General features: G+C 43.6%; 17 protein-coding genes. 10 read left to right on the top strand and 7 right to left on the bottom strand.

Annotated elements, in window-relative coordinates; genetic code table 11:
• The first annotated feature begins 21 nt into the window (after window positions 1-21).
• Together ACZ5ZC_RS05615 and ACZ5ZC_RS05610 are read left to right on the top strand one after the other, a co-directional pair.
• The gene (locus ACZ5ZC_RS05615; protein WP_074189916.1) at window positions 22-732 is read left to right on the top strand and encodes an AzlC family ABC transporter permease; all 711 of its coding nucleotides are present in this window, start codon (window positions 22-24) and stop codon (window positions 730-732) included.
• On the top strand, window positions 732-1,043 hold the full coding sequence (locus tag ACZ5ZC_RS05610) for an AzlD domain-containing protein (RefSeq protein ID WP_006742072.1): 312 nt from the start codon (window positions 732-734) through the stop codon (window positions 1,041-1,043). The genes ACZ5ZC_RS05615 and ACZ5ZC_RS05610 overlap by 1 nt, the downstream gene beginning before the upstream one ends.
• On the opposite strand, the gene ACZ5ZC_RS05605 is transcribed toward ACZ5ZC_RS05610, so the two are convergent.
• Together ACZ5ZC_RS05605 and ACZ5ZC_RS05600 are read right to left on the bottom strand one after the other, a co-directional pair.
• A complete protein-coding gene (locus ACZ5ZC_RS05605; protein ID WP_005391187.1) occupies window positions 1,040-1,654 on the bottom strand; it encodes a fumarylacetoacetate hydrolase family protein in 615 nt (204 codons plus the stop codon). The genes ACZ5ZC_RS05610 and ACZ5ZC_RS05605 overlap by 4 nt on opposite strands.
• Window positions 1,655-1,875: 221 nt before the next feature.
• Entirely contained in the window at window positions 1,876-2,934 is a 1,059-nt protein-coding gene (locus ACZ5ZC_RS05600; protein ID WP_046873713.1) for a porin, read from the bottom strand.
• A 610-nt stretch (window positions 2,935-3,544) separates the two neighbouring features.
• Here ACZ5ZC_RS05600 and ACZ5ZC_RS05595 point away from each other — a divergent pair.
• The 3 genes from ACZ5ZC_RS05595 to ACZ5ZC_RS05585 all read left to right on the top strand — a co-directional run bounded on the left by ACZ5ZC_RS05595 (window position 3,545) and on the right by ACZ5ZC_RS05585 (window position 6,498).
• Window positions 3,545-4,516: a porin gene (locus tag ACZ5ZC_RS05595; RefSeq protein ID WP_054867550.1), complete on the top strand. Its 972-nt coding sequence runs from the start codon at window positions 3,545-3,547 to the stop codon at window positions 4,514-4,516.
• 465 nt (window positions 4,517-4,981) lie between these two features.
• On the top strand, window positions 4,982-5,839 hold the full coding sequence (locus ACZ5ZC_RS05590; protein ID WP_054867549.1) for a DMT family transporter: 858 nt from the start codon (window positions 4,982-4,984) through the stop codon (window positions 5,837-5,839).
• 44 nt (window positions 5,840-5,883) lie between these two features.
• Window positions 5,884-6,498, top strand: coding sequence for a glutaredoxin domain-containing protein (locus tag ACZ5ZC_RS05585; RefSeq protein WP_053809571.1), 615 nt, complete (start codon window positions 5,884-5,886; stop codon window positions 6,496-6,498).
• Window positions 6,499-6,624: 126 nt separating this feature from the next.
• On the opposite strand, the gene ACZ5ZC_RS05580 is transcribed toward ACZ5ZC_RS05585, so the two are convergent.
• The 3 genes from ACZ5ZC_RS05580 to ACZ5ZC_RS05570 all read right to left on the bottom strand — a co-directional run bounded on the left by ACZ5ZC_RS05580 (window position 6,625) and on the right by ACZ5ZC_RS05570 (window position 8,612).
• Entirely contained in the window at window positions 6,625-6,759 is a 135-nt protein-coding gene (locus tag ACZ5ZC_RS05580; protein ID WP_005391196.1) for a hypothetical protein, read from the bottom strand.
• A 133-nt stretch (window positions 6,760-6,892) separates the two neighbouring features.
• Window positions 6,893-7,240, bottom strand: coding sequence for a hypothetical protein (locus tag ACZ5ZC_RS05575; RefSeq protein WP_005391198.1), 348 nt, complete (start codon window positions 7,238-7,240; stop codon window positions 6,893-6,895).
• 178 nt (window positions 7,241-7,418) lie between these two features.
• Window positions 7,419-8,612 carry a multidrug effflux MFS transporter gene (locus ACZ5ZC_RS05570; RefSeq protein WP_464931479.1) on the bottom strand — a complete coding sequence of 398 codons (1,194 nt, stop codon included), beginning with the start codon at window positions 8,610-8,612 and terminating at the stop codon, window positions 7,419-7,421.
• Between the two features lie 105 nt (window positions 8,613-8,717).
• Between ACZ5ZC_RS05570 and ACZ5ZC_RS05565 the strand changes: the two genes are divergently transcribed.
• Together ACZ5ZC_RS05565 and ACZ5ZC_RS05560 are read left to right on the top strand one after the other, a co-directional pair.
• On the top strand, window positions 8,718-9,605 hold the full coding sequence (locus tag ACZ5ZC_RS05565; protein ID WP_005391202.1) for a LysR family transcriptional regulator: 888 nt from the start codon (window positions 8,718-8,720) through the stop codon (window positions 9,603-9,605).
• 183 nt (window positions 9,606-9,788) lie between these two features.
• Window positions 9,789-11,609, top strand: coding sequence for a putative bifunctional diguanylate cyclase/phosphodiesterase (locus ACZ5ZC_RS05560; protein ID WP_006742077.1), 1,821 nt, complete (start codon window positions 9,789-9,791; stop codon window positions 11,607-11,609).
• A 107-nt stretch (window positions 11,610-11,716) separates the two neighbouring features.
• Here ACZ5ZC_RS05560 and ACZ5ZC_RS05555 read toward each other — a convergent pair whose 3' ends face one another.
• Both ACZ5ZC_RS05555 and ACZ5ZC_RS05550 read right to left on the bottom strand, forming a co-directional pair.
• The gene (locus ACZ5ZC_RS05555; RefSeq protein WP_031780190.1) at window positions 11,717-13,000 is read right to left on the bottom strand and encodes a peptidoglycan DD-metalloendopeptidase family protein; all 1,284 of its coding nucleotides are present in this window, start codon (window positions 12,998-13,000) and stop codon (window positions 11,717-11,719) included.
• 124 nt (window positions 13,001-13,124) lie between these two features.
• Window positions 13,125-13,754: a hypothetical protein gene (locus tag ACZ5ZC_RS05550; protein ID WP_464931478.1), complete on the bottom strand. Its 630-nt coding sequence runs from the start codon at window positions 13,752-13,754 to the stop codon at window positions 13,125-13,127.
• Window positions 13,755-13,957: 203 nt separating this feature from the next.
• Between ACZ5ZC_RS05550 and ACZ5ZC_RS05545 the strand changes: the two genes are divergently transcribed.
• From ACZ5ZC_RS05545 to ACZ5ZC_RS05535, 3 genes are all read left to right on the top strand, one after another.
• Window positions 13,958-14,359 (top strand): GFA family protein, encoded by a 402-nt coding sequence (locus ACZ5ZC_RS05545; protein WP_012842460.1) that lies wholly within the window; start codon window positions 13,958-13,960, stop codon window positions 14,357-14,359.
• A 152-nt stretch (window positions 14,360-14,511) separates the two neighbouring features.
• On the top strand, window positions 14,512-15,183 hold the full coding sequence (locus ACZ5ZC_RS05540; RefSeq protein WP_395196121.1) for a YoaK family protein: 672 nt from the start codon (window positions 14,512-14,514) through the stop codon (window positions 15,181-15,183).
• Window positions 15,184-15,638: 455 nt separating this feature from the next.
• Window positions 15,639-17,003, top strand: coding sequence for a YjiH family protein (locus ACZ5ZC_RS05535; protein WP_041853121.1), 1,365 nt, complete (start codon window positions 15,639-15,641; stop codon window positions 17,001-17,003).
• Window positions 17,004-17,383 lie beyond the last annotated feature (380 nt).

The following is a 17,383-nucleotide window of genomic DNA, read 5'->3' as shown; positions in this document are numbered from 1 at the left end:
TGGAACAACTAAGAATAAACTATGGACCACACTTTGCCGCTAAAAGAAGAATCAAAAGCTGCGTTATTTTGGCAAGGCACACTTGCGATGATGCCACTGAGTATCGCGGTGTTACCTTGGGGTTTGCTCGCAGGCTCATTCGCGATTGATACTGGGCTTCACCCTTTGGAAGGACAAGCACTATCCGCCATTCTGTTCGCAGGTTCCGCGCAGCTCGTCGCGATGGGGATGATTAAATCGGGGGCAGGCCTAGTAACCATGTTACTAACAACGTTTTTTATCACCTCTCGACACTTCCTCTACAGTGTATCGATGCGCAGTAAAATTGCACCACTTCCTCTTAAATGGCGGTTATCACTCGGATTCTTACTCACTGATGAGCTGTTTGCGATTGTAGGTCATCATTCCGATAAACAATTTAATCGCTGGTATGCGCTTGGGGCTGGTTTGAGTTTTTACCTGTTTTGGAATATCGCGACATTGACGGGCATTATTGCGGGAAGCCTGATCCCTGAACTGAACGAAATGGGATTGGAATTTGCTGTGGCCGCGACTTTTATCGCAATTGTAGTTCCGACTATTAAAAATATGGCGGTGCTCGCGAGTGTTGTCGTGGCATTAGTGAGCTCGGTCGCCCTAACCTATTACCAAGTGGAAGGAAGTTTGATGATTTCGAGCATTTTAGCCATGCTTACAGGCTACTTTGTGGAACAAGTACAGGAGAAACACTAATGATCATGTTGTCTATTTTACTGATGACGGGACTTGTTTTCACCAGCCGCTACTTGTTTTTAGAACCCAAGCTACCACTGCGATTAGGAACACGTACACAAAAAGTGCTCAACTACGCCAGCCCTGCGGTACTCACTGCGATCTGGGCGCCTATCGTTTTCATTCCCGATGGAGCACTCAGCGTGAATGTGCACAACCCATTTTTATTGGCTGCCTTGCTGGCTGCGTTAATCGCGTACTTTACTAAAAATGTTCTTTTAACGACGGTGATCAGCATGGTGGTATTTCTCGTTCTGCGAATTTGGCTTTAATTCGCCACCCACTCAATCTCCAACAAGGTGACATCACCACACTTTAATCGTCCAAGGAAGATGTCACCTTGATGCACCTCACCAACTCCTTTTGGTGTGCCGGTCATTACCACATCGCCATCTTGAAGTGTTGTGTAACTCGTTAATTCATCCAAAATGGTTAGCGGCGGATAGAGCATCTGGTTAACGTGACCTTTTTGTACACGAACGCAGTTAATCAAGAGCTCTAGGTTAAGATCATTAATATCAATGTTATCCAAAGAGACAAATCGACTAAACACTGCGGAGCCATCAAACGCTTTAGCACGCTCCCAGGGCAACCCTTGTTGTTTAAGTGAAGACTGCAAACCGCGCTTGGTCAGATCCAATCCCAAACCGACCGCTGAATAGCGTCCATCTTTGATCAGAAAACAGATTTCAGCCTCGTAATGAAGAGGCTCTTGATGAAATGAACGCAGAGTCGTCGATACGGAAGTCGCGGGTTTATTAAATACCACCATTTGCTCAGGTATCGCATTATCAAGCTCATGAATATGTTCAACGTAATTTCGCCCAACACAAAGCACTTTACCCACTTCTACTTTCTTTTCTTCAACTTGAATAACGCTCATCGCTCTTCCCTGCAAAACAAAAACCTCATCATAATCTAACCTATTGACTTAACGACACTAAATCCCATCCTCTAGTGTGAAAAATAAGACATTCACCCCGTTTTGAGTTTTGTATCATCTAATTGAAACATCACGGTATTTACAAAACAAATAGACAAAAAAGCCAGCACGAGGCTGGCTTTAAATCAATAAGGGTGAATGATTGTTCTCGCTAAATCCTATTATAGGTAGTAACGAGCACCTATCGCCCATTTGTCATCAGTTTCACGACCATGGTCATCATTTAGGTCAAACTGGTAACCCGCGTAACCAACAAATTTAGGCGTGAAGTTGTACTCTGCCTGCAGTGCCATTTCCTCACGAGCGGTTTCTGTTTTAGAATTTTTGAACTCTTTACCTTCAACCATCTCGTAGTTAACGCTCAAGTTTAAGCTGTTCGCTAGAGCGTATGCGATGATCGCTTCGTACGCATCACTTTCCGCCAAACGGTCGCCATTTACACTGAAGTTCATATTTTCATTTGAACCATATACCGCGGCAAGGAACAGACCTTGGCCGTAAGCGCCGTAAGATGCAGACACAACATGTGATTCTGCGGTGTGTTTACCTGTGTAAGCAGGGTGTTGGAAGTCACCACCGTTGTATGAGTAGCCAATTTTCGCGCCCATGATTGCGTAAGAAAGCGCAACTTGCATGCGGTCATCGTATTTAAGACCACCAGTGATAGTACCTGCGTCGTTACGCGTGTATTCATCATTTGCGCCTTGCCATCCAAGACCAACGTTAATCGCACCTGCTTCGCCTAAATCAAAGCCATTTCGATAAGACAGCATTTTATCCGCACGACCTGTGCCTAGGTTTCCGTGATCGTCGTAAATGAAGTCATTCGCAAACGCAATTGGCATATCCGCGATGCCTGCTACATCATAGTAAGGTGACCATTGCGTACCACCTACTGCACGACCGTAAACCTCATGTGTTAAACCTAAGTAACCTAGACGAGTTTTAAACGACTCTTCACCGCCATCTAAGTAGTTTAGAGCCCATTCACCACGTGCGTCTGCGGTGAAGCCATTGCCTAAATCTTGTGTCGCAGAGATATTGATACGAGGAGAGTTAGTACCAACATCCGTGTCACCTTGCTCTGAACCATTTAAGTTAACAGAAACGTGGCCGCCCATCGAAAATGTTGTGCCATCGTTATTATAAAGTTCCACTGCCACTGCTTGAGTGCCGAAAGTTGCTGCTGCGATTGCCGCTGCTAATAATTTTTTATTCATTTCTAAATCCATTACTTATTAGTTGGTTAGTCAGTTTTAGACCCAGCTCTGATTCACTTTCGTAAAACGAAATGATGAACACAGAAAGGAATACAAAGGCCCTCTGGGGCATCTTTTCCGCCAGAATGGATTTACCTTTGTGTAACAACTGCCGACACTTTATTTGATTAGTTCCTGATAACCGAGTGAAAAATTCTCAGCAAAAAACTAAAAAGCAAACGTTTACTTATCCGAAAAAAAATCCAGGCGTAAAAACCTTACAAAAAGAAATGCTTTAACGAGATAGTGCTCACAAATACTTGATGAACCCCAACTTTTGAAAATAACTTTCCCGTCAAAATGAAATATTTACTTACATTTTGGAACAAAAATAGGTTCAGGAACTTTTTGAAAAAAGCACGGTCTCCAATAGAAGGCAGAAAAACCTCAAAAAAGATAAAACCTTTCTTTTTATAAGAGATATAAGAAGGGGCACTTATTCTCGACAGCAATAAAAGTGCAATCAAATCATAACTTAACAGAAATCTATCTTTCATTTTCAGCGTTTACCTTAGCGTCATCAACACATCGGGCAAGAAAGCCCATCGATTACAACTAGGGTAATAAGAAAATGAAAAAGGCAGCACTAACTACTGCAATTCTTACAGCATTGGTATCAGCACCATCATTCGCAGCAACAGTATACAAAAACGACGGTACTGAATTAAAAGTTGGCGGCCGCGTTGAGTTCCGTGGTGACTTCATCGGTTCAGGTGGTGCTGAAGTTGAAGGCTCAATGGAAGATAAAAGCCGCGCTCGTCTTAATCTAAAAGGTAAAACGGACATCGGCAATGGCCTTTCTGCATTCGGTGTTTACGAAGCCGAACAAAAAACGGGCAAGAGTGAATTCAAAAACCGCTACATGTATGCGGGTGTCGACTCTGATATCGGTGCTTTCTCTGTAGGTCGTCAAGACATGGCTGCAGTCATCATCTCTGACATGACGGATATCACTGAGTTCTCTGGTGTTCAGCAAGTTATCGATTCCTCTTCTGATAAGCAAGACAGCGTTTTCGCATACCGTGGTGCGTTTGATGCGCTACAACTGCAAGCAACCTACCAAGCAAACTCTAGTGATAACGAAGATAAATACGGCATCTCTGGAATGTACTCACTGCCAATGGGCCTAGACCTCGGTCTTGCATATTCTGGTGGCGACGTAGATAAAGACAACTCTGAAGATCAAATTCTAGGTGGTATCGCTTACTCGATGGATAACCTTTACCTAGCAGGTACTTACTCTCAAGGTTCATTGACTGACGCTGAAGACTTTACGGCTTACGAGCTAGTCGCAAGCTACAAAGTAGCGAGCAAAGTGACACTTGCAGCTCTATACACAGCTCAAGAGAATGATCCAGACAACGGTTCAAAGTACGACACCGTTGAAGGTATCGAGCTTGTTGGTTACTACAAACTAAACAGCAACTTCCGTACTTACCTGTCTTACTACATCAACCAACTTGATGAAGCAAAAGATCCAGCAACAGGTCTAGTAACAGAAGGCGAAGATACACTGCGCCTTGGTGTACGTTACGATTTCTAATTCACTCTTGTCCTAAGAGCGAGTCCAATTGGCCAGCATGCTTGCTGGCCATTTTTTATGTAACCCAACATAACTCGATAAATTTTCACACTATCCAAGCATCGCTCTGCAATGAAAAACGAGCGTAGTGACTCCTGCCTCTGCCCTCTTTTAATGCGATTTGTCACTAAGTTAGTGCATTTCTCCTAATAGCCAACCGAACTAAAATAAAAAAGGCAATTAAAATCAAATAGATAAAAACTGGCACGCGTTCTGCAATACCAATTATGCAAATGCATGGCAGCGTTTGTGCTTCTCGTTCTTTGTACCTGTTATAACAGGCACGTCCTTTGAATTGGTAATGTCGCCTCCCTCTGGGAGGCATTTTTTTATTGGCGCGAAAAACAATAGGACGTATGATCCCGCCACCTCTATCAAACTGGAATTTTTCAATTGAATCATCATCCTGTTCAAGGTGCGTCCTGGATGCTAACAGCTGGCTTGGCATTCGCCATAGTGAACAGCTTCGCCCAAATTGCTAGCATCAACTTTGGTGTCTCTTCCACCACATTCGCATTATTCCAATACGCTATTGCCTTATTTGTCATTCTGCCCTATCTGCGTACACTTGGAATTAGACGCTCACTAAAAACCCAACACTTTGGTTGGCATGCCTTCCGTATTTTTCTCTCTGTTATCGGGATTCAGCTTTGGCTTTGGGCACTCGCTTATCCAGTTCCGATTTGGCAAGGCATTGCGCTGCTGATGACCTCTCCATTATTTGCAACGGTTGGATCTGGCTTGTTACTCAAAGAGAAAGTAGGTACTGCACGCTGGTTAGCAACATTAACAGGGTTCGTTGGTGCTATGATCATTCTTGAGCCGTGGGCAGATTCATTTACATGGGCGACCCTGCTTCCTGTTGGCGCCGCATTTTTCTGGGCAGCGTATTCTCTGATGGTAAAGAAAATGTCGGTCAACGATCCGCCCTCAACCATGGTTGTCTATTTATTACTGCTGATAACGCCGTTTAATATCTTATTGGCAATACCGACATTTACGATGCCAAATACCTGGACGATATGGGGCGTACTTTTAGCCGCAGGCGCGCTTACAGCACTCGCTCAATGGGCTATCGTTAAAGCATATGCAGTAGCAGACGCCTCGTTTGTGCAACCATTTGATCACGCAAAGCTGCCTTTGAATGTCGTTGCTGGCTGGTTGGTGTTTGGCTGGGTACCACCTGGTCGTTTATGGCTAGGCGCCGCGATTATTATTGCCTCCATTGCGTTTATTACGCATTGGGAATCGAAAAAGACAAAGCTAGTTGAAAGAAAAGTCTAATTTCAAGGTTCTATATTTTCAGGAAAGGAAATGAGGAACACCATATGAGTCAACCAATCAAAATTACACTGTACCGCTGGGCTGGTAGTTGGGGTCCATTCAAAGTCAATATTCCTTGTGGTGAATGTACGTTAACTAAAGATATTTTGACGGATACTTTTAAAAACGAACTCGCTGATGTCCCCGTTGAACTGGAAGTAAAAGATTGGTTATCACATTGGTGGGAACCATTAAAAGCAGGGGCCTGGCATGCACCGATTCTTATTGTCGAAGGAAAAGTGGTCAGCCAAGGAGAAGCGCTAAACCGGGGCGTGCTTGTGCAATCAGTTATCGCTGAATGGGTCAAACGCGATGAGCTAAAAGGCAACATTGTTTATGGTAAAGCCACCTGCCCTTACTGTGTCAAAGCGAAACAACTACTTGACGATGCTGGTGTTCAATACGAGTATCATGACGTGGTTAAAGACAGCGCCGCTTTGTATCGCATGATCCCCGAAGTAAAAGCCATCATTGGAGAAAAAACGCCGGTAACAGTGCCGCAGATCTGGTTGGATGGAAAGTATGTTGGAGGCGCTGACGATTTAGAAAAGTGGTTAGCAGCAAAGGGGCTAGATAAAGTGCCTAATAATGTCGTGGAGATACCAAGCCAATCCGCTTAGCGTTTGATTCAAATGCCATCCGTCTTTGAGTAGTGGTTTACCAATGTTATTCAATATGTAGGCTGCCACTAAAAACAAGACAGATAAAAGCAAAAAGCCCTGATTCTTCAATCAGGGCTTTTTAAATTATTTCGCCAGTTTTTTCATAACACGAGCAAAAACAGAAGCTTTTTTCTTCTTCGCTTTACCGTAAAGCGCTTTGTGCATCGCGTCTTTTGCAATCATCTGGCCAATATAAGCACCACCAAGTTCGTTACCCATGACCTTCTCCTGAATGTATTGACTTAACTATGTTGTAATTTTACACCACAATTGAATAAAAACAAGACTTGTGTCACATTTATTTTGTAATTAACTTTCAGGTTGGTTCTGATTACTTTTTCGAAACGGGCGCCTATCGCTTAGGTTGCTGGTATGTTTTACCCGCTGCGACGTACGTATCTTTCTGTTTGATTTCAAAGAATGTTTCAAAGAACCACGCAGCAAATTTGATCAAGTGATCGCCTTCATTCATGACGTGCTCCACGTATTCTTGCTCTTCTCCGGACTCGTCTTCTTGAGTGGTAATATGGTAAATACGTTTCTCGCCATCAACTTCTGCAAGACCAAACTGACCCGTTAGGGATTGTGCCGCTTGTGCAACTTCTTCTTCCTCACACGCCTTCAAGACTTCGAGTGCCTTTGGCATGCTTTCTTGCTGAGTAATTTCTTTTACCAGTGTTTCAAATTCGTTTTGTTGCATTCTTTCACCTAACGATTAGAGATCGGATAGTCATTTGGGCAGAAATGTATCACCAAGCTTGAGAGGAGCATCAGGCATTGCCCTCTTCCTCTCAAACTGAGTCATTCAATATACACAATGATCCTGACTTAATTTAGCAGCGCATTTTAGAAAGCTGCCTCTTTCGTTGCAAGTATATTCAGGTGGAAGTTTCTGCTTGAATAGTCCCTTTGGGTACTTTACGAAATTGACTCAATGCAAGCACACAGCAAGAAAGTAACGCAATAAACAAATAAAACACCCCAAGCTGGTTTTGATTCGTGACCCAAGAATCTACCAAGTATCCGCCAAACAACCCGGCTAAACACATTTGAATTGAGCCAGACAATGCAGAAACCGCTCCAGCCTGTTGCTTATGTGGCGACAGCAACAAACTAATTGATACCGGAAACGACATGCCTTGGGCAAAACTTAAACACGTAAATGCCACTAGTAATGAAAATACACTGAAGGGTGTAACCAACAACATGAAGCCAGCAATAGCAACAATCGCGAAACTCATCAGCAAGATTTGCTGAGCTTTGTAACGAGCGTTGATCAAATTAAGCACCAAGCTACCCGTCAGCAAACCAACTGACGGTATGATCATCAACGAGCCATAATCCGCCGCCGTTAATCCTAACTTTTGTTGCATTAAAAATGGATACAAGGAGAGCGTAACCAGAGCCGATAAATAACTAAGCCAGTTGTAGCTCGCACTACCAATCACTTGTGTATTCGTTAACAGACGCAAATAGTTCGCGCTGACTTGGCCTACTTTAAATTTTCGCTTCGGGTAAGGCAGCGTTTCTGGCAGCACCAATAAACCAAGCGTAAAAATAGCCATTAAGTAAATCAGCACAAACACGAAGACAGCATGCCAACTCAGGTGAAAAGCAATCCAGCCACCAAACAGTGGAGCAATAATTGGCATCACAGAAGCCGTTACTGAAATATAAGATAGCGCTTTGGTTAATTGCATACCGTCATAACTGTCACGCAATACGGAGCGACCAAGCACCGAGGCACTGCCCGCTCCCAAACCTTGAAGTAACCGCCCCGCTTCAAGAGCAATAATGTTGTCCGAAAAGGCGATACACATAACCGTACCAACTAGGTACACACTTTGGCCCAGAATAAATACTGGTCGACGACCAATCGCATCAGACAATGGGCCATAAAACAGCTGAGAGATACCGAAGCCAACGAGAAATAGTGTGACGAGATTCTGAATCGAATGTTGCGGCAAATTCAAGTCATGACCAATCAATGGCAAAGAAGGAAGATAAATACTAACGCCAACTTGGCCTGTGGCAATGATCATCATCGCTAATAACAATGGTGTTTTACGCAAACGTTCCTCCTACTTTGTGACAGATTGATGGCAAACAGTGTATATTTGATACTCAAAGATGATAATCAGCTAAGTTGGAAAGGAATTAATTCCCAAGGAGACACAATGGACTGGATTCAAAGCGTGAAGAGTTATATTCGTGTGGTCGAAGAAGGTAGCTTTAATGCCGCAGCGCGGAAACTCAATACCACCAGCTCAGCTATCAGTAAACGAGTTCAATGGCTAGAAGATAAAATTGGCGTTCAGCTACTTAAACGCACGACCCGCTCTATTAGCCAAACCGAAGCTGGTGCGCTGTTTTATCAACGAGCAAAAAATCAGTTGGATTCGTGGCAATCAGTATTAGATGAAACTCGCTCAGTCAATCAATCACCAGCGGGGTTATTGAAAATTGGCGCGACACTGGCGGTTGGTTCTAAGTTTTTGGTGCATTACCTAGATGATTTTCTTGAGAAATATCCAGACATCACGCTTCAATTAACGACAACGCTACCAGGCCAATTGCCAGAGCTAAGCTTAGACCTGTTTATTAGCCGGGAATTAGAGCAACTGAACTCTCTGAGTTTCAAAGCCACTGCGCTTTTCGAACATAAAGCCCAGTTTTACGCTGCGCCTAGTTACCTAAAAAAATACGGCACCCCACAATGCGTTGAGGATCTGACAGAGCATAATGTCCTGATTTGGGGTGAAAAGCCCTCACGAGAAATCAAAACCAATCGAGGTAAACGTATCAGCTTGTCCGGTAACTTTGCCACGACCAACCCAGAAGCGCTGTTTCATGGTGCCAAAAGAGGCATGGGTATTCTGATGACGAATAACGTCATGATCAAAGATGATCTCAAATCCGGAGCTTTAGTGCCTATCTTGCCCGATATCACAGCGGATAAAGCCACTGTATATGCCTACTATCCAAAGCTGGATTATCAGCATACCCGAACTAAGCTGTTCCTCGATTATCTCAAATCGCGATTAGAAGAGGAGAAGCGCGCCTAGCTTAGCGTTTTTATCGCTATACCTTTAAAAGGTTCAAGCATAAAAACATGAAAAGAATGATTTGTTCGTTCACAAAATTTGAAAAATTCGCCTTAGTAACCGATAGTTTATTTGATGCATATCAAATAATAATTCTTCGTGTCTCACACGATATGGTAATCACAACGCTAGGTGAAATGCTCAATGGGTCAGGTACAAATCAGTTTCCACAAAATTGATGAAATATTAAAGCTAAACGGCACGGCTCAGCTAAACCGAGTCACGTTAGATATTCATCAACAATTGCAGAGCCATTGCACTTGCGTTGTAGAAGTTGCGCATCTTCAGCATTCGGCTCATACCATCTCCTTCGCTAGCAATGGAAAAATAACAGACAATCTAAGCTACCACCTTTCAGGCACCCCCTGTGAAAAAGTGGCAAAAGACATTGGCGAACATATTTTCTATCAGGACCAAGTTTACAAACGCTTTCCTGAAGATCAGATGTTTCAAGAGGATGGCATTCAAGCTTACATTGGCCTGCCATTGAAGACACAAAATGGCGAGGTTCTGGGAATTTTATTGTCTACCTTTACCCGAAGCATCCACGCTAAGGAAGCGCAAGATATCCTCGACTTCCACCGCTTTTATGCCAATGTCATTATTCACAGCTTACGTGAAAAGTGGGTCAGTGAACGTTCAGATAAGCTTCTTAATCAGCTTAGCTATGAAGTATCGCATGATAATCTAACTGGACTGCTCAACCGTAGCTGTTTAGCTGATACCTTGGAGACATTGACGCAACAGGCCACTCGTCCATTCAGTTTGGCTTACCTAGACATCGATAACTTTAAATCGATCAATGATATCAACGGAAACTACATCGGCGACCAAATCATTAAGTTTACGGCGAACGCCATTCAACAAAGCTTGTCATCGCCAAACAACGCTTTTCGTGTCGCAGGAGATGAATTCGCCTTCATTACTTACGACGAAGATCCTGTCGCCGTGTGTCAGGAAGTACTCGACAAAATTGAAAGCGGCTACAGCGACAAATCTAACCGAATTTCTTTCACTGTTAGTATTGGTATCGCGCGCGCACCAGTACATATGTTGAACAGCGATGAGCTAATTTTGAATGCCAGCCTCGCTCTCAAAGACTGTAAAAAACATCGCGATACACGAATTCAGCATTACGACACACATCTTAGTGCCCTTTATCACCGTAGAACTCAGCTTATTGAAGCTATGCGCATTCAACTAAGCGCTGACATACATGATAGCGAAGAGTTGTATGTCGTTGTTCAGCCAATCGTAGATATCACAAGCGATCGCTGGAATTACTTTGAAATCCTAGCCCGCTGGAACAGCAATGTTTACGGAAACATCTCCCCTGCGGAATTCATTGAAGCTGCCGAACAATCAGGCCTGATTATCGAGTTGGGTGAACGTATTATTGAACTCGCATGTATCGCAAAACAAGAGCTAGAAGCTAACTTAGGATACAAAGTCAAACTCTCTATCAATTGCTCTGCGTATGAGCTGGTCGACTCTAACCGCTATATTAACCACCTAACTAACATGGTTGAAAAGTATCAGCATGAAGCAAAAGACTTTGTTATAGAGCTCACCGAGACCGTTTTACTCTCGCAAAGTGGCCGTGAACAGATGGTACTTAACTCATTGCGGTACTTAGGTTTTAAGGTCGCGTTGGATGATTTTGGTACGGGATACTCAAGCTTGAACTATATACACAATTATCCGATTGATAGCATTAAAATCGATGCAACCTTCGTTCAAAACATGCTCTCAAATACAACCTCTGAACAAGTGGTGTTTTTGATAGCGCAATTAGCAGAACTGCTTGATGTGGATTTGATTGCCGAAGGCGTAGAAGACGATAGAGCACTACAAAAGTTAATTGAAATGGGCTGCCACTACATTCAAGGCTATTTCTACTCTCGCCCACACAGTGTTGATGAAATCGTACACCTGATAAATGAACGTGAAGTGCGGAGCGCCTAAGAGCTCTAAACAAGCGACGGTCATGGAATGTAAATCTAGTTAATGCACAAAGTAAAAGAGACCAAGCTATACTTAGTCTCTTTTTATTTTTTGAGCGAAGTACTTTGTTACAGCACTGCTTTCTCTTTATCGCGTAATAGCTTATCCATTTCATCTCTGTTCGCGACAAAGGTTGCCATCTCTTTCTTAGGAACAGAGCTCGCCATTGGGATGTTTGCTCGCATGGCGTTAACTGGACGGCCGTATTCAATCAATTCATAGTGAAGGTGTGGCCCTGTCACTCGACCTGTTTTACCTGAAAGACCGATACGCTGGCCTCGAGAAACCTTTTGCCCTTTCTTCACCAGAATCTTACTTAGGTGTAAGTAACGGGTTTTGTATTTGCTGCCATGCTCAACAACCACGTAGTTACCCGCATAAGGGTGTTTACGAGTCATGATCACTGTACCGTCACCAGTAGAAACGACTGGAGTACCGGTTGGTACGGCAAAGTCAGTACCGTTGTGCGGCGCGACACGCCCCGTTACTGGATGTAAACGATTGGGATTGAAGCCAGAACTGATACGCCAACGGCTACTTACAGGATAACGCTGGAATGCGCGCTGCAAGCTTTCGCCTTTGGCATTGTAGAATTGACCATCGGTATGAAGGTAAGCCGTGATTTCACGTCCGCGATTGTAGATCTTAATCGCCTCAATTTCGTTCTTGCCCGTTGGCACACCATTGATGCTTTGCGAACGACGAACGACTTCAAATCGATCACCTGCACGAAGATCACGCCCAAAGTTGAGTTGCTCTTTGAGTAAGCTCACAACTTGACTCACTTCTGCCGACGTTAGACCTAATCGACTTGCAGAAGAAGAGAAACTGCCTTGAATAACACCAACCAATGGTTCTTGGCTCCACACGCCAGGAATCGAGATATCGGTAAAGTCATAGCTACCATCACTATTTAGTTGGTAGACCACTTTATCTGCAATAGAAAATTGCAGTTCCATTTTCTCTAACTCGCCTGTCGCATCATCACGCCAAAAGCGGAGCGTGTTGCCCGGCTTTAGTGTATCAAGTGCAAGGTAGTTCAAATCCGTTTCCATTACTTTCATTAACGAGCTGTAACCGAAACCGAGCTGGCTAAAAATAGTGCTTAGGTTGTCACCTGCTTGGATTTGATATTCGAAGTTCGGGGGAGTGACAACTTCGGCAGTTGTCGCATCAAGAATTTTTTCAACGACCTGAGATTCAGGCAGGTTCAATGCGATGGTTTTGGTTAAAGATGACTCTTTGAGAGAGTGAGAAACACCAATCGCAACTAAAACTGGCAAGGAGTATAACAGCAGCGCTCTACGACTTGTCAGATTCGGCAACCGTCTTGTAATTTCATTTGTAGACACGGGAATTACTATCTCCTTTCAAACAAGGCTCATAGCTTATGCATTCCCGTATAAGAAATCACTATGAAATTTCGAGATCTAGCGCAGAAAACACTGAATTTTTACAGAACTCAAAAAAAATTCATCACTGTTGCATATGTAAGTTATTCCCTACACGCTTTAATGTGGATGAATTTAATTGATTTGGCGTATCTGCCATTGCTTGATCGTCACCATGCGCTAAATATGAAAGCGTGATAATGGCATCACTTTCCCATGTAATTTGGGTAAATTTAACGCGGTCACCGACAAAAATATTGTCTAAAAGGACAACTCGGCTCGGCACGGGGTCAAACTTAAACAAGCCAACATAGTTAAACGAACCGCTACCTTGTGTCGTTACAATCATCGGTGCAGCAATCCATGAAACCCTCTCAATATCACGCTGACTAATAAACGCAGTTGGAACGAGTACCTGACCTTTTGTCGCACCTGCATCATAATCGCCTATCAAATAGCCGTTTTCTTTATCCCACTCATCAAGAAAAGTGACCGCTCCCTGCTCTGGTACTTGAATCGTCCATGGGTTGCGTGAAGTAATTCCCAGCGTCTCTTGCACAATAACATTGGTTTCTGCTTCCGTTTGAGGGAACTTAGCCATGATCTCTTCATCAGACAAACTAAAGCGATAAACACCCGCGATCACAACCACGACCAATAATACGATCGGAATAAGAAGAATAAGTGGTATCGGCAGGATTCTTTTGTGAGCCATGAAGACTTCCTTGTTTAAAGGTATAAATGAAAAAGCGAGTATAGCATTGTATACCCAAATGATTTCATCCCTTCAAGTGTTTCAAAATTAAACTAAACTGACTGTATCCAAATGATTTTCAAGCCCAGAGTTCATAACTGGCCACTGACACTGCTCTCAGTGTTCCAAATTCATTGGTGTATTAGGAAGAATAGGTAATCACGATGACAACAACCATTCATACATGCGAATGCGCTTGCGGTTTAGTTGAGCTCCGTTGTAAGGGAGAACCCATCCGTACGTCTGTCTGCCATTGTTTTGAATGCCAAAAGCGGACAGGCAGTGTGTTTGGGGTACAGGCTCGCTTTGATAAAGAGCACGTAACTTTAAACGGTGAGGTCACCTGCTATACGCGAATGGGGGATGATGGCAGCGAGGTTCAGTATGAGTTTTGCCCTTCTTGCGGCACGACAATGCGCTTATTGGTCTCTACATTTCCTGAAATCATGATCATTCCCGTCGGTCTTTTTACTGATAAAGAGTTCCACCAACCAACGGTTTCCATCTATGAGCAGAGGAAACATGGATGGGTGAGTTTCGAATGTACAATGGAACACATCAGGTAGGGGAAATCCCCCTCTATGTCGTTATCACGGTCAACGCAAAAGCTCTATAAATGAGATTTTTTTGAGAATGATCAACCGAGTTTTACTGTAAGGGGTTTCGTAACGCGGTGTGAGCGTTATAATCGGCTCCTAACATTTGGTGGGGTTTTATTGTGATTTCCAGACTTCCTCGTTGGGTGGAATATGGCGCGTTTCTACTTGCCCTTCTCGCGGGCTGCGTCAATGCCGTTGGTCTTCTCGGCTTTCAACATCAAGCGATAACACATCTTTCGGGAACCGTAACTCAGCTAGGGAACAGCTTGCTAACAGGTGTGGATAGCTCCATTCACCTGCTCTTCATCGTATTTAGCTTTTTGATCGGTGCTGCCTTTAGCGGCTTTTTTATTGAGAGCAGTGCGTTAAAACTAGGGCGAAGATATGGTGTTGCACTGTGCATAGAAGGGAGCTTGCTCCTACTCAGTTTGGGCTTTTTGGTGCAAGGGGATTTGTACGGCCAATATCTAGCGTCAGCAGCATGTGGATTACAAAACGCAATGATCACTACATTCAGCGGCGCAGTAGTCAGAACCACACATATGACTGGGATCATCACCGATCTGGGGATTATGATTGGAGAAAGCTTAAGAGGTCGTCAATTTGATCGACGTAAAGCAAAGCTATTCCTATTCATTTTCTTCGGATTCTTGCTGGGCGGTGTCGCGGGAGCCGCACTATTCGTGGTATATGGATTATATACGCTCGTTTTCCCTGCAATGTTGGCTTTCGCTACGGCTCTGATCTACTGGAGTTACCTTTACATGCTTAGTCGCCAACAAAAAGCATAAAATCTCGAACCGATTGAGGCCGAATGCTTCAATCGGTTGTAGATCAACTCTCTCACCACTGCACATCATAATAAACGTTTTATCGTGTTGTAACGCAGCTAAAAAACCTTATAACAGCTAGGGCTAACAGGGCTCCCGGCAAAAAGTTAGTTAGATCAAAGTCACATTTGTTTACCGTTTTATTATTCCAGTCACAATGCGCCCCATAATTCTCTGCGCTGCCCGCGCTCCGTGCTACAATTTTCTAACACAAGCAACATATTCGTATACACTTATACGTTATTTGACCAATAATCCGACAAATCGGCTGAATAACTAGATGTATTTAATGAATAGTATTGCAATGGATGCAGTTTGCGGGTACCCTCCGCAAAACTGTGATTAAATACGGATGTTTAGTGAATATTTATGTCATGGAAATGGCAAGTATTGACTAGTAGTAACACGAGACAACTATGCATAACACCACTAATGCTACTGAAGCTCCTAAGGGCAACTTTTGGATGTTTTTCATCCCTTCCCTAATCGGTCTTCTACTCTTTATGGCTCCGATCTCATACGATGGCGGCCTAACTATCCCTGTTGCGGTTATGGCAAAAGTCATCCCGGCAGTATTAGGCGATACCTTGATCGCTATCGTCACCAGTATCATCGCTTTCATGGCAGTCGCTTCTGTTCTTTGCAAAATTTTCAAGCCTGCAGCGATTTTACGTAATGGATTTTTAAACGGTCTTTTCAATCCATCGCCACTTTGGCTTGTTGTTCGCTTAATCGGCGGTGCAGCCGTATTAATGACATTCTTCCAAGTGGGTCCAAAAGCGATTTGGGAAGAAAACACAGGTGGCCTTGTTCTTACCGGTCTTCTACCAACTTTGTTTGCGGTGTTCATTTTTGCGGGCCTACTCCTTCCGCTTCTTCTGAACTTTGGTCTTCTTGAGCTGTTTGGCGCATTACTGAGTAAAATCATGCGCCCGGTATTCAACCTGCCTGGACGTAGCGCAATTGACTGTATGGCGTCTTGGTTAGGCGACGGCAGTGTTGGTATCTTGCTAACCAGCAAACAGTACGAAAATAAATTCTATACTCAGCGTGAAGCCGCTGTTGTCGGGACAACGTTCTCAGCAGTATCGATCACGTTTAGCTTAGTGGTTATCGCTCAGGTACAGTTAGAGCATCTGTTCCTACCTTTCTACGGCGCAATCTGTTTAGCAGGTATTGTCGCTGCGGTTATCATTCCTCGCTTACCGCCGCTAAGCCTGAAGAAAGATCGCTACATTGATGGCAGCAACCCAGATAAAGATGCTGACGCCGTACCAGAAGGCCACACCACATTCTCATGGGGTATGGATCTAGCACTTAAGCGTGCTGGTCAGGTAACATCTGTTCAGTCGGTATTTAAAGAAGGCGTACATAACGCAATCGACATGGTGTTTGGTGTACTGCCTGTGGTTATGGGTCTGGGTACCGTGGCATTAGTGATTGCAGAGTACACTCCTGTATTTGAAATTCTAGGTCAGCCATTCATTCCATACCTAGAGCTACTGCAAATTCCAGAAGCTGTCGCCGCATCACAGACTATTGTTGTTGGCTTTGCGGATATGTTTATCCCGGCAATTTTAGCGGCATCAATTGATAATGAAATGACACGTTTTGTTATTGCAGCAATGTCAGTAACTCAGCTTATCTACATGTCAGAAGTTGGCGCCCTACTACTAGGCAGCAAAATTCCAGTAAACATTGTAGAACTGTTCGTTATTTTCATTCTGCGTACGCTAATCACATTACCTGTGATTGCTGGTGTTGCTCATCTGATTTTCTAAAATCAAAGCATCAATCAACAAAGGCTCCGCATTGTCGGGGCCTTTTTTATGTCTAAAACTCTATCTACAGCTCTATTCAGATCACTTAATTAGCAAACGCTCATAACTTACAACGAACAGCTCCAATCACGCCCCCTTTCACGACAGTTAAGTCGCTCTCATCTCACCAATAACGCCAACCTGAAACACTATGCTTTACGCAATTCTTTTCATTATGACGCTTTCATTAACAGAGCGCACAAATCTGATCAAACTCACGGTTTTTGTCGTAACTTACCGTTTTGTTTAAATTTGGTTAAAAAAGACAACAAATAGACTCATGTTTTTGACAAAGATGTCGATAAAAAAGATAACCAAACACAATAGGTTTCTCTTGATGC

This window comes from Vibrio sp. JCM 18905, from assembly GCF_055393305.1.
Note: the sequence above shows the minus strand (reverse complement) of the source record. Positions and strands in the feature narration are given on the sequence as shown.

Excerpts from the sequence above, each read along its gene's own strand:
- ACZ5ZC_RS05615 (WP_074189916.1), top strand. The coding sequence starts at position 22 with ATGGACCACACTTTGCCGCTAAAAGAAGAATCAAAAGCTGCGTTATTT.
- ACZ5ZC_RS05610 (WP_006742072.1), top strand. The coding sequence starts at position 732 with ATGATCATGTTGTCTATTTTACTGATGACGGGACTTGTTTTCACCAGC.
- ACZ5ZC_RS05605 (WP_005391187.1), bottom strand. The coding sequence starts at position 1,654 with ATGAGCGTTATTCAAGTTGAAGAAAAGAAAGTAGAAGTGGGTAAAGTG.
- ACZ5ZC_RS05600 (WP_046873713.1), bottom strand. The coding sequence starts at position 2,934 with ATGAATAAAAAATTATTAGCAGCGGCAATCGCAGCAGCAACTTTCGGC.
- ACZ5ZC_RS05595 (WP_054867550.1), top strand. The coding sequence starts at position 3,545 with ATGAAAAAGGCAGCACTAACTACTGCAATTCTTACAGCATTGGTATCA.
- ACZ5ZC_RS05590 (WP_054867549.1), top strand. The coding sequence starts at position 4,982 with ATGCTAACAGCTGGCTTGGCATTCGCCATAGTGAACAGCTTCGCCCAA.
- ACZ5ZC_RS05585 (WP_053809571.1), top strand. The coding sequence starts at position 5,884 with ATGAGTCAACCAATCAAAATTACACTGTACCGCTGGGCTGGTAGTTGG.
- ACZ5ZC_RS05580 (WP_005391196.1), bottom strand. The coding sequence starts at position 6,759 with ATGGGTAACGAACTTGGTGGTGCTTATATTGGCCAGATGATTGCAAAA.
- ACZ5ZC_RS05575 (WP_005391198.1), bottom strand. The coding sequence starts at position 7,240 with ATGCAACAAAACGAATTTGAAACACTGGTAAAAGAAATTACTCAGCAA.
- ACZ5ZC_RS05565 (WP_005391202.1), top strand. The coding sequence starts at position 8,718 with ATGGACTGGATTCAAAGCGTGAAGAGTTATATTCGTGTGGTCGAAGAA.
- ACZ5ZC_RS05560 (WP_006742077.1), top strand. The coding sequence starts at position 9,789 with ATGGGTCAGGTACAAATCAGTTTCCACAAAATTGATGAAATATTAAAG.
- ACZ5ZC_RS05550 (WP_464931478.1), bottom strand. The coding sequence starts at position 13,754 with ATGGCTCACAAAAGAATCCTGCCGATACCACTTATTCTTCTTATTCCG.
- ACZ5ZC_RS05545 (WP_012842460.1), top strand. The coding sequence starts at position 13,958 with ATGACAACAACCATTCATACATGCGAATGCGCTTGCGGTTTAGTTGAG.
- ACZ5ZC_RS05535 (WP_041853121.1), top strand. The coding sequence starts at position 15,639 with ATGCATAACACCACTAATGCTACTGAAGCTCCTAAGGGCAACTTTTGG.